At 59.7% G+C, this 14,429-nt stretch carries 21 protein-coding genes and 1 tRNA gene; 2 read left to right on the forward strand and 20 right to left on the reverse strand.

The annotated features are described in order from the left end of the window. The first annotated feature begins 184 nt into the window (after positions 1-184). Entirely contained in the window at positions 185-370 is a 186-nt protein-coding gene (locus ACTIE1_RS04360; protein WP_439562171.1) for a hypothetical protein, read from the forward strand. A gap of 238 nt (positions 371-608) precedes the next feature. Here the strand turns inward: ACTIE1_RS04360 and ACTIE1_RS04365 are convergent, their stop codons facing one another. The 15 genes from ACTIE1_RS04365 to rpsF all read right to left on the reverse strand — a co-directional run bounded on the left by ACTIE1_RS04365 (position 609) and on the right by rpsF (position 8,134). Continuing rightward, positions 609-857: a helix-turn-helix transcriptional regulator gene (locus ACTIE1_RS04365; RefSeq protein WP_439563282.1), complete on the reverse strand. Its 249-nt coding sequence runs from the start codon at positions 855-857 to the stop codon at positions 609-611. Between the two features lie 222 nt (positions 858-1,079). After that, positions 1,080-1,154 (reverse strand) — tRNA-Phe (locus ACTIE1_RS04370). Positions 1,155-1,260: 106 nt separating this feature from the next. Next, entirely contained in the window at positions 1,261-1,452 is a 192-nt protein-coding gene (locus tag ACTIE1_RS04375) for a DNA gyrase inhibitor YacG (protein ID WP_439562173.1), read from the reverse strand. Continuing rightward, positions 1,443-2,477, reverse strand: a complete 1,035-nt coding sequence (locus tag ACTIE1_RS04380; protein WP_439562174.1) for a ribonuclease E/G — start codon at positions 2,475-2,477, stop codon at positions 1,443-1,445. Before ACTIE1_RS04380 ends, ACTIE1_RS04375 begins: the two co-directional genes overlap by 10 nt. After that, on the reverse strand, positions 2,474-3,049 hold the full coding sequence (locus ACTIE1_RS04385) for a Maf family protein (RefSeq protein ID WP_439562175.1): 576 nt from the start codon (positions 3,047-3,049) through the stop codon (positions 2,474-2,476). Before ACTIE1_RS04385 ends, ACTIE1_RS04380 begins: the two co-directional genes overlap by 4 nt. Before the next feature lie 3 nt (positions 3,050-3,052). Continuing rightward, entirely contained in the window at positions 3,053-3,271 is a 219-nt protein-coding gene (infA, locus tag ACTIE1_RS04390; RefSeq protein ID WP_071470354.1) for a translation initiation factor IF-1, read from the reverse strand. Positions 3,272-3,338: 67 nt separating this feature from the next. Beyond that, on the reverse strand, positions 3,339-4,235 hold the full coding sequence (locus ACTIE1_RS04395) for a carbon-nitrogen hydrolase family protein (protein WP_439562176.1): 897 nt from the start codon (positions 4,233-4,235) through the stop codon (positions 3,339-3,341). Next, positions 4,232-4,774, reverse strand: coding sequence for a GNAT family N-acetyltransferase (locus ACTIE1_RS04400; protein WP_439562373.1), 543 nt, complete (start codon positions 4,772-4,774; stop codon positions 4,232-4,234). Before ACTIE1_RS04400 ends, ACTIE1_RS04395 begins: the two co-directional genes overlap by 4 nt. A 41-nt stretch (positions 4,775-4,815) precedes the next feature. Further along, positions 4,816-5,214, reverse strand: a complete 399-nt coding sequence (locus ACTIE1_RS04405) for a ketosteroid isomerase-related protein (protein WP_439562177.1) — start codon at positions 5,212-5,214, stop codon at positions 4,816-4,818. A 3-nt stretch (positions 5,215-5,217) separates the two neighbouring features. Beyond that, a complete protein-coding gene (locus ACTIE1_RS04410; protein ID WP_439562178.1) occupies positions 5,218-5,676 on the reverse strand; it encodes a low molecular weight phosphatase family protein in 459 nt (152 codons plus the stop codon). Then, entirely contained in the window at positions 5,677-6,156 is a 480-nt protein-coding gene (locus tag ACTIE1_RS04415) for a UPF0262 family protein (protein ID WP_439562179.1), read from the reverse strand. Between the two features lie 143 nt (positions 6,157-6,299). Beyond that, on the reverse strand, positions 6,300-6,629 hold the full coding sequence (locus ACTIE1_RS04420; RefSeq protein WP_439562374.1) for an ArsR/SmtB family transcription factor: 330 nt from the start codon (positions 6,627-6,629) through the stop codon (positions 6,300-6,302). A 277-nt stretch (positions 6,630-6,906) separates the two neighbouring features. Further along, positions 6,907-7,521, reverse strand: a complete 615-nt coding sequence (gene rplI / locus ACTIE1_RS04425) for a 50S ribosomal protein L9 (RefSeq protein WP_439562180.1) — start codon at positions 7,519-7,521, stop codon at positions 6,907-6,909. 12 nt (positions 7,522-7,533) lie between these two features. Then, a complete protein-coding gene (gene rpsR / locus ACTIE1_RS04430) occupies positions 7,534-7,761 on the reverse strand; it encodes a 30S ribosomal protein S18 (protein WP_005608650.1) in 228 nt (75 codons plus the stop codon). A 19-nt stretch (positions 7,762-7,780) separates the two neighbouring features. Beyond that, positions 7,781-8,134: a 30S ribosomal protein S6 gene (gene rpsF, locus ACTIE1_RS04435; RefSeq protein ID WP_439562375.1), complete on the reverse strand. Its 354-nt coding sequence runs from the start codon at positions 8,132-8,134 to the stop codon at positions 7,781-7,783. A gap of 259 nt (positions 8,135-8,393) precedes the next feature. On the opposite strand from rpsF, the gene ACTIE1_RS04440 reads away from it, so the two are divergent. Further along, on the forward strand, positions 8,394-8,969 hold the full coding sequence (locus ACTIE1_RS04440) for a biotin transporter BioY (RefSeq protein ID WP_439563283.1): 576 nt from the start codon (positions 8,394-8,396) through the stop codon (positions 8,967-8,969). A 300-nt stretch (positions 8,970-9,269) separates the two neighbouring features. Here ACTIE1_RS04440 and ACTIE1_RS04445 read toward each other — a convergent pair whose 3' ends face one another. From ACTIE1_RS04445 to ACTIE1_RS04465, 5 genes are all read right to left on the reverse strand, one after another. Next, positions 9,270-9,683 carry a DUF1284 domain-containing protein gene (locus ACTIE1_RS04445; protein WP_439562182.1) on the reverse strand — a complete coding sequence of 138 codons (414 nt, stop codon included), beginning with the start codon at positions 9,681-9,683 and terminating at the stop codon, positions 9,270-9,272. After that, entirely contained in the window at positions 9,680-11,131 is a 1,452-nt protein-coding gene (gene purF, locus ACTIE1_RS04450) for an amidophosphoribosyltransferase (RefSeq protein ID WP_439562183.1), read from the reverse strand. Before purF ends, ACTIE1_RS04445 begins: the two co-directional genes overlap by 4 nt. A gap of 109 nt (positions 11,132-11,240) precedes the next feature. Next, the gene (locus ACTIE1_RS04455; protein ID WP_439562184.1) at positions 11,241-11,792 is read right to left on the reverse strand and encodes a CvpA family protein; all 552 of its coding nucleotides are present in this window, start codon (positions 11,790-11,792) and stop codon (positions 11,241-11,243) included. 44 nt (positions 11,793-11,836) lie between these two features. Then, entirely contained in the window at positions 11,837-13,195 is a 1,359-nt protein-coding gene (radA, locus tag ACTIE1_RS04460) for a DNA repair protein RadA (protein ID WP_439562185.1), read from the reverse strand. 24 nt (positions 13,196-13,219) lie between these two features. Beyond that, entirely contained in the window at positions 13,220-14,365 is a 1,146-nt protein-coding gene (locus ACTIE1_RS04465) for a cation diffusion facilitator family transporter (protein WP_439562186.1), read from the reverse strand. Positions 14,366-14,429 lie beyond the last annotated feature (64 nt).

Here is a 14,429-nt window from a genome sequence, read left to right on the forward strand (position 1 = left end):
ATCTTCGGCACGCCCGCGACCGAGAATGAAATCGGGTGGCTGAACGAGATTCGGGATGCGTCTGACAACACTGACCCGCGCTTGACCGCGCGTTCACGTGCAGTTCTGCGGGGGATATTCGGGAAATGACTTTTCTTTTGACGTCCCTACACACGGGTCCAGCGGGACCAGGGACCACCTGCGCATGACCAGACCTGAAAATGACGAGAATCTGTTCACCCTTCCCATGGCCCCGTCCGGGTCATGGGAGGAGCTGACACCGAACGAGCGCGCATGGATCGAGTTCATCAGGGTCATAAGCTGCGGAAGCGATCCCAGGATCACGCCTGGCAGGGTGCATGCGCTGCGAGTGCTGCTGGACAGCACGTGATCCATTGGCGGGGAAATACTCATCCTTTTCGGAATTTCGGTTCGCGAATGCGTATGTTCAATGACGTGGCGCTGGGTCAGATGGTCTGGTCCCGCGCCATGTCGCGCACTTGGAGCCCATCGGCTTCCGCAACCTCCGCGCAGCCATCGTTCAATTCGTCGAGCGGGATGGGGTGCCGGATGGGAAAAGGTCAGCCGGTTCCTAGCGGGCGGGCCCGGCTAACCTTTTTTCAGATACTTCAGGCAGCGGCCTCCCAACCCCAATGTGCCGTGAAACAACACTGAAGCTTGCTATCATGTTCGATAATATCCGCCAGACGCCAGCGCGTGCAGTTCGTTCCGATACGGACAGGCGCCGGAAAGGTGCCGTTGCGCTTCCAACGCCAGATACTATCAGTCGAGACACCGTAGCGCTCTGCGACTTCTTCGACGGTAAGAAAGGGGCGTGAGTCGTTGAGGTTAGTCATATCAGTCTCCTTGAAAGGCATTCCGTAGCAACAGCCAACACACTATTATAGGCATACCGTCCAAAGTTGTGCCGTAGGCTTTTGCAGAAAACAGGAGTTTTTTCGATGCTTGCGCATCCATCATTCACAGAACACCCTGTTCAAGCAAAGATGTTTTGTAGCCCAGTTGTAGCCCAGTTTGAACGCCATCATCAAAGCCAACAAAGCCATCCAAATTAAACCTAACAATTTCAGCTTGTTAAATGGTGCCCGGGGGCGGAATCGAACCACCGACACGAGGATTTTCAATCCACTGCTCTACCCCTGAGCTACCCGGGCACGGGTGTGTGAGTTTCACACAAACGCAACTACTTGCGCTGGGTGCGGGCTTCTTATGTCAGGGAAATCTTGCTGTCCAGAGGGTTGTTCAAAAAACGCGATATATTCATCCGGAAAATTTCTGAGGGGTCGTGTCAACGTCCAGATCCGGCATGTCATCGTCATCCGGTGGGACAGGAATTGCATAATTGCCCCCCAGCCAGCGCGCCAGATCCACATCAGCGCAACGGCGCGAACAGAAGGGTTTGAACGCGGGCACGGCGGCATGGTTGCAGATTGGACAGGGCTTTACAGGCATGCGTGAAGCGCCACACGATCCCGCTTGCGCGTAAGCTCGTAATTGCCAAGCGGGGTCCAGCCCGCCAGAACGGTGTCGCGCCCGTCACGACGGAACGCCGCGCGCAGGGATTGTTCCAGCACCTGCCGGTCTTTCTTGGCGCAAGGTGCAAAATCGATGACCACCTGCCCGCCCAACCCGCGCAGGCGCAACTGGCGGGGCAATTCGCGTGCGGCTGCGATATTTGCCTTCAACCCCGCCGCCTGGCTGGTATCTGGGCCTGTATTCACATCGATTGTTACGAATGCGCTGGTAACCTGAACCTGCATATGCCCGCCGCCGGACAGTGGAACATGCGCGCCAAGCAGGGCATCCACAGCCTCGGGGACATTGTGGCGCTGGAAACTGCCGGCCGCATCATCCAGTGTGTCGGGCATGGGCCAGTCACGCCACGCGGCCATATGTGGCCCGGCTGCGGCGACAAGGCATTCGGGCGCACCCGTAATATCGGCCAGCACCTGTTCCGCCAGTTCCCGCATCTGGGCAATATCTTCGGTGATGGCGCTGTCATCCGCCTCGGCGCAGGCCGAGCGCAGGATAAGCCCCATGCCAGTTTGTGCCCCGTCCATCGCGTCTGTTGCCAGACCGCCAAGCGCGGCACGCAGATCGTCATCAACAATCTGGCGCGAGATATTCAGGCCCGGCGCGTCAGGTGTCACAATCGCATAGCGGCTTTTGAACAGCAGGCGTGTTGTCAGCGGAATGGCCTTGCCCTGTTCGGCCAAACCCGCCACCTGAACCAGAACCGGATCACCGGGGCGCAGGCCCTTGGTCTGGCGTAGGAACCCGCGCTGCCCGTCAGGCAGGTCCACGAATGCCCCCCCCAGCCCCTTGACCGGGCGGCCCATCTTGCCGCGAAAAATGGTTTCCGGCGCGACACCCCCGTCAGGCAGCGCGACAACAATATCATCCAGCTGCCCGTCAATCATAAGCGCCGCAGCTTCCTTGCCACGCAAATGGTCAAGGGCGATCACACTGCCTTTCATGGGGTGTCATCCATCTGATAGCCTGCCGCACGCAACAGGGTAAGGGTTTCAACGGCAGGCAGGCCCATAACGCCGGTATATGATCCGGAAATCCATGGAATGAATGCGCCGCCCCTGCCCTGAATGGCGTAACCACCTGCCTTGCCCTGCCATTCGCCGGACGCAAGATAGTGGTTGAGTTCATCATCGGACAGCCGTTTCATCTTGACACTTGTCACCTGTGTGCGCGTCCAGACACGCCCTGCATGCCGCAAGGCGACCGCCGAGATAACAGTGTGACGGCGACCGGCAAGTTTCAGCAAGAACTCGGCGGCTTGCGCGGCATCTTGTGGCTTGCCCAATATCCGGCGTCCCAGCGCGACAGTCGTATCGGCACACAGCACAAAATCAGCGGGTTCAGCCCCGATGGCGTCCAGTTTGGCACGCGTGACCCGTTCGCAATAGGGGCGCGGCAATTCCTGCGGGTTCGGGGTTTCGTCGATATCTGCTGCCACAATGGCGTCGGGCACAATACCAAGCTGTGCCAGAATTTCGCGCCGCCGCGGACTTGCAGACCCAAGAATAAGGCGCATGCCTTACTTGAAGCGGTAGTTGATACGACCCTTGGTCAGGTCATAGGGGGTCATTTCGACTTGAACCTTGTCGCCGACCAGAACACGGATGCGGTTCTTGCGCATCTTGCCTGCCATATGTGCGTTGATCTCATGGCCGTTTTCCAGCTCGACCCGAAACGTCGCATTTGGCAGGAGCTCCTTCACGACGCCGGGGAATTCGAGCAGTTCTTCCTTGGCCATGGTGACTCCATACTTAAAGACAGCGCAGAATTGCGCGTCGCTTAAATGATCCCAATTCGGGCCTTTTTCAAGCGCTATATGCCGGTTTCACAACTTCTATCGCAGTCTGAAGGCGGTTTTTCTGTTCATTCCAATGCGCATGGTTCAAAACCGCCCCGTCGCGGCGCACCCGCGCAATGGTGTCGGGATCAATTTCCGCGCAGGTCCAGCCGGGTGTATTCAGGGCGGTTTGCGCCACGATTCCGGTTTCAGGAAAGCCCAGATCAGGCGGACCGTAGATCGCGGCAGCGCCGGTGTTCATGTCCACCGCCGGGCACCACGGGGCGGGGCCGACAGTCGGTGCATGCACAGTGACGCACTGGTTTTCCAGCGCGCGCGCCATCGCGCCCACCTTCACGCGCGTATATCCCGCCAGCGTTTCGGTGCAGGACGGGGCCAGCAGAAACTCCGCGCCCGCGTCGACCAGCGCGCGCGCCAGAAGCGGGAATTCACTGTCATAACAGATGATGATGCCGATCCTTCCAAGCGCAGTGTCAAAGACCTTAAGCCCCTGCCCCGCTACGATATCCCATTCCTCGCGTTCAAAACGGGTCATGATCTGTTTGTCCTGATGGCCGATCACACCATCAGGCCCGTACAGCACAGCGCGGTTGACCGGACGCGCGCCAGCCGCCATGGCAGGGCCGCTGCCACCAAGAATATGCACACCATGCTGCGCGGCCAGACGGCAATGCAGCGCGCTGACCGCTGCGTGATGGGACATTACCTCCAGCAAGGCCGCCTCCAGATCAGCGGCCACCGCTGCGCCGCCAAGGCTGGCCAGTTCCATGGCCGCGTATTCCGGAAACACCAGCAAATCCGCGCCATCGGCCACAGCCCGACCGACCCAATCCGTCAGCTTGTGTTCATACGCGGCCCAATCGGGCAGGAAATCCAGCGGATAGGCGGCGGCGGCGATTTTCATAGCTGTTTCATCCAGAATTGCAGGGATTTCGGGCTTTCGCTGTCCTGCCCCACATCGCGCCAGTGAAAGCGCGCCAAGACCCCGACCATGGGGGCGTAGCCACGCTTGCGCCAGAAGCTGTCCAGCGGCGTGTAACTTGCGGGGCGCGCGGGGTGATCGTCAGGCCGCACCACACTGCAAAACGCAGAAATACCAAAACCCTGATCGCGCGCATGCCCCTCTCGCAGATCAAAAAACCGGTGGCCTGCCCCCTGACCGCGAAACTCGGGCAGCAGCACGGATTCGGCACAATAGAAAATCCGGGACACATCATGCGGGCTACCAGAAAAAGCCGCTTTAAATTCGGGGTCCGCGTCCGCCATTGGCAAGCCGGTCGCCGCCCCTACCAGCGTATCGCCATCAAAGGCCGCAACCACAACAGCCCGCGGATTGTCACGATACACGCGCAAATAGCTGCGTTCATATTCCAGATCACCGTCATATAAATAAGGCCAGTCGCGGAACACGCGGATTCGCAATTCCGCCAGCCCGTCAATCACCGGATCGATCTGCGTGCCGGACAAGGACAGGAAACGCAAACTCATTGCGAAACCTGTCTGATCCAGTCCTGCAGGTTGTAATAGGTCGTGATGCGCGTGATCTTGTCGCCTTTCAGCGCGAAGAACGACCCCGCCGGCAGGATATATGTCTGCCCCGTGGCTTCGGGCAGTCCGGGGTCGGTTTGCAGATATTCGCCATGCACCGTGAATTCCGCTGCCGCACGCGTGGCATGGTCATTCACGAAAATCACCATGTCGCGCAACTGCTCGCGGTAGCTGACACCCATATGCGCGCAGAATTCCTCGAACAGCGCCCTGCCCTTGCGCATCTCGCCCTGATTGACGAAATGTTCCACATCATCACTGACAAGGGCCAGCATGGTTTCCGTGTCACCAGCGTTGAACGCTTCGAAATAGCGGTTGATGATCTCGCGGCTCATGTCTTACCTCTCTGTTGGCGGCCCGAACCGGCCCAGCAGCCGTTCCTTGATCTGGTCGCGGGTCTGGCGATAGGCGTCCAGCTTGGCCTCTCGTGTCTCGCCCAGACCTGACGGGTCCATGATGGGCCAGTATTCCACATCGATATGGGCGAAGCGCGTCAGTTCCAGCGCTTGACGCTGGCTGGCGGGCGACAGGGCAATAATCAGGTCAAACCCGCCCAAATCATCGCCCCATTCGATCATCTCGTCAAAAGACCGCGCGCGGTGGTGGTCCAGTTCGACCCCGTCTTCCGCACTGACCGCAATTGAAAAGCCGTCAATGTCACGGTCGCTTTTGACACCCGCCGATTGCACATAGGCGCGCTGCCCGTACATTTTTTTCATCAACCCCTCTGCGATCGGCGAACGCACGGAATTGTGGTCGCAACAAAACAAAATCGAAGAAGGGAAGCAACCCGCCATTCAGCCCCCGAAATGCAGAACACAAACCAGGGTGAACAAGCGCCGCGCGGTGTCTATGTCCATCTCGGCCTTGCCTTCCAGACGTTCTTGCAGGATGCGCGCACCCTCGTTGTGGATGCCGCGCCGCGCCATGTCGATGGCTTCAATCTGGCTGGGCGGAAGGCGCTTGACTGCCTCGAAATAGCTGCCGCAAATCTGGTAGTAATCCTTGACGACCTGCCGGAAGGGTCCAAGCGACAGCTGCAATTCAGCAATCTGCGCCCCGCCCTCGGTTTTCAGGTCGATGACAAGACGCCTGTCGCGAATGCCAAGTTTCATGGCAAAAGGTCCATCAGGCGCCGCCTTGCCTTCGCGCGCAGTCAGGATAAAGCTGTTATCTTCCAGCAGGTCGAATACGGCGACCTTGCGTTCCTGCTCGACCTCTGGGGTGGGGGTCGGCAATCCGCAATCGTCTATGTCTATTTGGCAGATCCGGCTCATTGTCGCTCTTTACACTTGGTTACGGCAATTAGATGCCCCGTCCTGACGCCATATGCAAGCTGCCCGCATGCATTCCATGCGAACGCGGCACAATCGTTGATACGAAGCTGTAAATGCTCAGCACCGCAACCGGCGGGCGCGGTTCAGGACGACGCGTTTGCGCAAAACACGTCATACACCACTTCAATAATGCGCGCGGCGCGCTGGTCATGAAGCGAATAATAGATTGTCTTGCCATCCCTGCGGCACGCCACCAGCCCTTCCAGCCGCAAGCGCGCAAGTTGCTGGCTTACTGCCGCCTGTCGCGATTGCAAAAGGTGCTCCAGTTCAGTCACGGATTTCTCGCCGGATGACAGGTGGCACAGAATCATTAGCCGCCCCTCATGCGCGAGGGCTTTCAGAAAATTTGACGCGGCCTGCGCCTTTTCTGTCATGTCCTGAGGGGCAACCCCCTCCGGGCTGGTATCCTGCATCTCAAGCAGATCTTCGGCGATGGTGCTGTCAATCTTCATGGATCACCCCTAAAATCCCGTCTCAGAACTGGTCGGGACGCAGCCACGCGCAACGTCGCGCGCAACAATTTCATTAAATCGAATATGTAAGCAAGTCAGCCGGAAATGCAAGCAGCACCACCGGACTTGCGCGAAACTTGGCCAGAAACGGGACTTGAGAGCAACAAAAATCACATAAAAAACGCAAAACGCCCGCTGAAACCGATCAGCGGGCGTTCTGTTTGTATGCAGGACCGTCTCAGGCCTCGCGCGGATCGTCGCTGTCGCCGTGGCTGCGCGGATCATCGTCATCCATGCCGGCCGCGCCGATATCGTCGAACAGTTCCGAAATCTCGAATTCGGCAGCGGCTTCTTCTTCAGCGGCCAGTTCCTGAATGGATTTACCGGATGCCTGAAGCTCTGCCTCTTCGACCGAACGTGCGACGTTCAGCTGGATTTCCGCGTCAACTTCCGGGTGCAGCGAAATGGTTGCCCCGTGCAGACCAAGCGTCTTGATCGGCGTCGGGATCACGATCTGGCGACGCTCGACGGTGACGCCTGCCTCGGCCAGCAGGTCGGTCACATCACGCGGGCTGACAGAACCGTACAGCGCGCCGCCATCAGACGCCTGACGGATGACGATATAGGTTTCGCCATCAAGACGCTCGGCCACGGCCTGCGCTTCCTTGCGGGTCTCAAGGTTCTGGACTTCCAGTTCAGCCTTGCGCGCCTCGAAGGATTTGATGTTGTCATCAGACGCACGCAGCGCCTTGCCTTGCGGCAGCAGATAGTTACGCGCGTAACCGGGCTTGACGTTCACGACATCGCCCATCTGGCCCAGCTTGGCCACGCGTTCAAGAAGGATCACTTGCATGTCTCGTTCTCCTTATTTCACAGCGTATGGCAGAAGTGCCAGGAAGCGGGCGCGCTTGATCGCGCGGGCCAGTTCACGCTGTTTCTTCGCGGAAACAGCCGTGATGCGCGAAGGCACGATCTTGCCGCGCTCTGAAATGTAGCGCTGAAGCAGGCGTGTGTCCTTGTAGTCGATCTTTGGCGCATTCTCGCCAGAGAACGGGCACACTTTGCGACGGCGGAAAAATGGTTTTGCAGCCATGTCTTATACTCCTACTGGATCAGGACGCACGACGGCGCGGTTCACGCTCGTCACGTTTCTGCATCTGGGCAGAAGGCCCTTCTTCATGGGCTTCGACCTTGACTGTCAGAACCCGCATCACGTCATCATGCAGGCGCATCAGGCGTTCCATTTCCTGCACGGCGCTGGCAGGCGCATCGGTGCGCAGGAAGGCATAATGCCCCTTGCGGTTCTTGTTGATCTTGTAGGCCATGGTTTTGACGCCCCAATACTCGTGTTCCACGAGTGTCCCGCCATTGTCAGACAGAACGGCACCAAAATGTTCGATCAGCGCTTCGGCCTGTGTATTCGACAGATCCTGACGCGCGATCATGACATGCTCGTATAGCGGCATGCGATCTCCAATCATATATGTGGTGCATTTCAAAAGGCGGGCCATCTTTCCACCCCCACCTACGAGAGCTGCACCGGTTCCATTGCTCGTGGAAAGACAGGTTGCGCATAGGGCAGTTACCGCCCGCTTGCAAGTGTATTCGGCCCACAAGAAGCAGCAACTGCGCCTGAATTGGCGCTAACGTCGTTTGCGCCGCTTGCCATGCGCGGCAAGTTTCAGCATAACAATCCCAACAGTTTGCAAACAAGAGGGGTCCATCATGGCTCATACTACACCCTTGGTCACGGCACTTGGCGGCAACGATACCATTGCGCGCAAGGTGGCGATGGTTCTGTTCGGTTCGGTTCTGGTGGCCATGTCGGCCCAGATCAGCGTTCCGATGTTTCCGGTGCCCATGACCCTTCAAACGCTTGTCATCTCCCTGATCGGGCTGACCTATGGCTCGCGTCTGGCTGCGGCAACGATGGTCACCTATCTTGCGCAGGGCGCGATGGGCTTTCCGGTGTTTGCGGGTGGCGCGGCAGGGGCTGTGCATCTGGTTGGCCCCACAGGCGGCTTTCTGGTGGGGTTCATTGCCATGGCATGGCTGACAGGTTTTCTGGTGGAACGCGGCATGAACCGTGGCTTCGCGCGTCTGTTCCTTGCGGCGCTGATCCCGGCGCTTTTGCTGTTCATCCCCGGTGTTCTGTGGCTGTGGACCATTACCCCGCTTGACCTTGAAGCGGCCTTCATGGCCGGTGCGCTGCCGTTCCAGCTGGGTGGTGTTGTGAAATCGGCAGTTGCTGCACTGATCGCCACGGGCGCATGGGCTGCACTGAAATCGCGCATCAGCTAAGGCGTTGTGAGATAATGTAAAAGGCGGGCCATGTGCCCGCCTTTTTTATATCAAGCGTGGCCTGAAGTCGTCCTTCGCACTTGGATAAAGCCCGCGCCATTGGTGGGCCGGGGTCTGCCGATCCGGCGTAAAAGAAGTTCACTTTATGCTGGCGGCATATTCCGACTTGCAAGGCTTGGCCTGCCATCAGGGTAATCGGCAGGCCGCGGGAAGGCCCGCCGATGGCGCGGCGGCCTGCGGCCTTGGGACGTTCCCAATGTCCGCAACAGGCCATTTCGTCTAGGATGCCTGCGCCCTGCCCTAGTCCCGATGCAACGCCGACAGGGCAGCTTCGCACAACCCGAATTCCAGCCACTGACACCCTGCGCATAAATCGCGCAACGAACCGGGCGGAACATGCGTGCGGATACGCGATTGCGCGTCAGCCCATGTCAGGCGCTGGCCCGCTTGCAGCCCCAAGGCATGCGCATGGCGGTCGTCCAAGGCGGCAATCTGGGCGGCTTTCACACAAGACATCCCGCGCCGGTGCGGGCAAGGCGCGCAAATGCTGTCCGCCTGTCCTGTTACCTCGATCAAGACACCGTCGCCATCAGGGCCGCGCAACTGTGCCACAATCGCCGCCATATTCTGCGTAAAGCTGCCCGAATACCCTTTGCCCTGAAAGCCCAGCGCGCACAGAAAGTGATGCGGGCGAAACTGGACAGGCGGTGTCATTCCGCCGCTTTGGGTGTGAAACCACGTTCGATCATGTCCTGCGGCGCGACAGGGTATTCCCCCGAAAAACACGCATCACAATATTGCGGACAGGAATTGTTGCGCCCCGCAGCCTCGCCTGCCGCACGGTAAAGCCCGTCAAGGGACACAAACCGCAAGCTGTTCACCCCGATATGATCGCGCATTTCATCTTCGGTCATTTGCGCGGCCAACAGGTTTTCACGATCCGGCGTATCCACCCCGTAGAAGCAGGGCCATGCGGTGGGGGGCGATGCGATGCGGAAATGCACCTCGGCGGCGCCGGCCTCCAGGATCATTTCCTTGATCTTCTGGCTGGTCGTGCCCCGAACAACCGAATCATCCACCAGAATAATGCGTTTGCCGCGTATCAGCGCGCGGTTCACATTCAGTTTCAACCGTACGCCCATGGACCGGATCTGCTGGCTGGGTTCAATGAACGTGCGTCCCATATACTGGTTACGCGTGATACCCAGCGCGAAGGGAATGCCCGATTCCTGACTGTAACCGATCGCGGCGGGTGTACCGCTGTCAGGCACGGGGCAGACCATATCAGCGTCAACAGGCGCTTCGCGGGCCAGTTCCACCCCGATCTGGCGGCGCGTTTCATAGACGGACCGCCCCGCAAAGAAGCTGTCAGGCCGCGAGAAATAGACATGCTCGAAAATGCAGAAACGTGGTGTTTTCAGGCCAAAGGGTCGCATGCTTTCAACGCCTTTCGCGCTGATGACCACCATTTCACCGGGGTCAATCTCTCGCTCGAACTCGGCCCCTATAATGTCCAGCGCACAGGTTTCCGATGCCAGCACCCAACCATTGGCCAGACGCCCCAGCACCAGCGGACGCACACCCAGCGGGTCGCGCACACCGATAAGCTTGGTACGCGTCATGGCGACGATGGAAAACGCCCCCTCGGCGCGGCGCAGCGCGTCCTTCATGCGTTCGGGAATGGTCTTCTGGAATGACCGTGCCATCAGGTGGATCAGGCATTCGCTGTCGGAACTGGACTGGAAAATGGACCCGCGTTCGATCAATTCACGGCGGATGCTTTCGGCATTGGTGATATTGCCGTTATGCGCCAGTGCCGCGCCGCCCATGGCGAATTCGCCAAAGAAGGGCTGGACATCACGAATCTGTGTGGCCCCTTTGGACCCCGCAGTGGAATAGCGCACATGGCCGATTCCGATTGATCCGGGCAACCCCTCGATCACGCCAGCTTTGGTGAAATTGTCCCGAACAAGGCCGAACCGGTGGGCGGAATGAAAGCCTGATTCGGGGTGATGGGTAATGATCCCGCCAGCTTCCTGCCCCCTGTGTTGCAGGGCATGTAGGCCAAGGGCTACGAAATTGGCGGCGTCTTCCAGACCGATGCAACCAAATACGCCGCATTCTTCGCGTAGCTTGTCATCATCGAAAGGGTGGCTGAGCATGGGCGCATGTGCTCCTGTCTGCTATGTCGCGGTTGCACTAACCTATCGGCGGGCGCGTGTCACGCCTTGATGCAACACCAACGCCGCCAAGTTGCATGCCAAACCCGCTTTAGTTGCACACCGCCACAAGGTCTTCATATTTCTGGACCAACCAGTTCGGCGCATCATGGGGCACCGCATCATTCAGGTTGCCCGACAATTGCCCGAACACCGCAGCAGAACGCGAATTATCAACCATATCGACAGACCCGGCAGGCACTGCACGGTCAAACACAAGAAGCGCAATCGCCACCAGAAGCACCCCGCGCGCCACACCGAACAAGAAGCCCAGCGCCTGATCCAGCCCCCCAAGGGCGGAATTGCGCACGAATGACGAAAACAGCGGCGTGAACAATGAGGCAAGCAACAACGCCACAGCAAACACCACGGCGAATGCGGCAATCACGGTCAATTCGCAGCTATCGCCCAGAAACCCGCCGACAAACGGGATTTCACGGACCAGTGGTTGCACTGCCGGTGCCAGAACATAGGCCAGCACAGCGGCCGCGACCCATCCAAGAATGGCCATAGCTTCGCGCATGAACCCGCGCGAATAGGCCAATATGCCGGACACAATGATAACGACCGCTACACCACCGTCGATGATCGTAAAGCCTTCCATTCCAGTCTCCCTGTGGGCGCTATGGGCGGCCCTGACGTTTCTGTTCAGCCTGCACCAAATATCTGCCCGACCACTTCGGCCAGATCCGGCATTTGTCGCAATGACATTTCATCCACCCCGGACGGTTTTGCAAGTGTTGGGGCGATTGCGGCGCAGAAACCAAGTTTTTGCGCCTCTTTCAACCTGTTTTCGGTCTGGGCTACGGGGCGCAAGGCACCTGACAGGCTGATTTCGCCGAAAACTACAGTATCTGCGGGCAATGCTATGTCTTCACGCGCCGATAACAATGCGCAGGCCACCGCCAGATCGGCGGCAGGTTCATGCACCCGCATACCGCCTGCAACATTCAAAAACACGTCCATGCCTGCAAATGGGATACCACAGCGCGCTTCCAGAACTGCCAGAATCGTGGACAGGCGCGCCGAATCCAGCCCCACAACCGTGCGGCGCGGCGTGCCCAGCGGCGAGGGCGCGACCAGAGCCTGAATTTCCGTCAGCATGGGGCGCGTGCCCTCGATCCCGGCAAACACCACCGATCCCGGCGCAGGCGTGCCGCGTTCGGATAAAAACAGCGCGGACGGGTTTGCCACTTCGGCAAGCCCGCTGCCTGTCATTTCGAACACGCCAATCTCATCGGCGGGGCCAAAGCGGTTCTTGACCGCGCGCAGAATACGGAACTGGTGCCCCCGCTCCCCTTCAAAATACAGCACGGTGTCGACCATATGCTCCACCACACGCGGGCCAGCAATCTGCCCTTCCTTGGTGACGTGGCCCACAATGATGACCGACACGCCGCGCCGCTTGGCGAAGCTGACAAGTTCGTGTGCCGCCGCGCGCACCTGCGACACCGACCCCGGCGCACTGTCCACGCTGTCCAGCCACATGGTCTGGATCGAATCGATGACCACCAGATCGGGGCGTTCGCTGTCCACCGTCGTCAGGATGTCGCGCAGGTTGGTTTCCGCGCCCAGCTGCACCGGCGCTTGCGCCAGCCCAAGGCGCGACGCGCGCAGCCGGACTTGCGCGGCCGCTTCCTCGCCCGAGATATACATACAGCGCAGACCCGAATTGGCGAAGGCCGCGACCGCCTGCAACAGCAGCGTTGATTTGCCAATGCCCGGATCGCCCCCTACCAGAATGGCCGAAGCCGCCACCAGCCCGCCCCCCAGCACACGGTCAAGTTCCGCGATACCGGATGTGCGGCGCGGCGGCGGGGCTTCGGCATCGGCCAATGTGGACAGCGCGATCTGGCGCCCCTTGGTGGTGCGCGGGCCGGGGCCTGCCGAAAGCGGGGCTTCCTCGATAATGGTGTTCCACCCGCCACAGGCATCACACCGCCCTGCCCATTTGCGATGGGTTGCGCCGCAGGCTGTGCAGGTGAACTGGGGAAGTGCTTTTGCCATGACCGCCGTTATTGCAGGGTGCGGCTAGGCGCGCAAGCCGGTGCTGATACGGTGCAGGCGCAGAACCGCCACTTCCGGCAGGGCCTCGGTCAGGGTGTCGGCCAGCTGTGCTTCGGTCTGGCGGGGGTCTGCCTCGGGACGCAGATCTGCCAGCAATTCCACATGCAGACCATCCTCAAAATAGCCAAGACGCAGGGTGTCCAGCGTCAGGATCATCGGATGGGCCTGCGCAAGGGTCATGATCATGCCCTCTACCTCGGCACGCAGGGGGGCGGATTCGGCCCCGAACCCTTCAAAATGGCCTGCCGGTTCCACATGGATGACCAGATCCGACAGCGCATCAATTTCATCCAGCGCACGCGCACGCGCCACTTCTGCAATACGGTGCCCTTCGGTCACGCTGATCTGGGGGTCCACCATAACGGATACATCTGCCAGCGTCTGCGCGCCATGCTGGCGCATCCGCAAATCACGCAGGCCCTGCACACCGGGGGTGGCCGTCAGCTTCCCTTCAAGGGCAATGCGCAGATCATCGGGGGCTTGCGTGTCCACCAGTTCCGCAGCGGCACTTTTGCCAAAGCCCCAGCCCGCATGCAGCAGCATCAGCGCAATCAGGATGGCCGCCAGCGGATCGCCCCATCCGAAACCGAATTGCGCCGCCCCGATCCCCACAAGCGCCACCACGGACGACAGTGCATCTGTGCGGTGGTGCCAAGCATTGGCTTCCAGCAATGCCGATCCTGTGGCGCGCCCAATTCGCAAGGTATAGTGATACAGCGCTTCCTTCACCAGTATCGACACCGCCACCACCAGAAGCGCCAACGCCCCCGGGGCCAGTTCCGCACTGGACAACAGCCGCGCGGACGCGTCCCAGATAACCCCCACGCCCGTCAGGGCCAGTATGGCGGCAAGCGCCAGTGTTGCCAGCGTCTCAAAGCGGCCATGCCCGTAAGGGTGGTCCGCATCAGGCGCGCGGGCAGACTGGCGCAAGGCCCACAGCACCATGATATCCGACGCCATATCGCCAAGGGAATGAAACCCGTCCGCAACCAGAGCCGGGCTGGCCAACACAAGCCCGGAAACAATTTTCAGGACAGACAAGACCAGATTGATCGCAGCGCCCCCCAGCGTGACATGCAATTTGGCCTTGGTGTTTGACGGGCTGGTCATGGGCGTTATTCCGGCATGGCTGGGCGGGCATAGACCGCGCCGTTTGTCCAAGCTTAGCCCCCGT

It is taken from the genome of Roseinatronobacter sp. (assembly GCF_051859525.1).
GTDB lineage: Bacteria > Pseudomonadota > Alphaproteobacteria > Rhodobacterales > Rhodobacteraceae > Roseinatronobacter.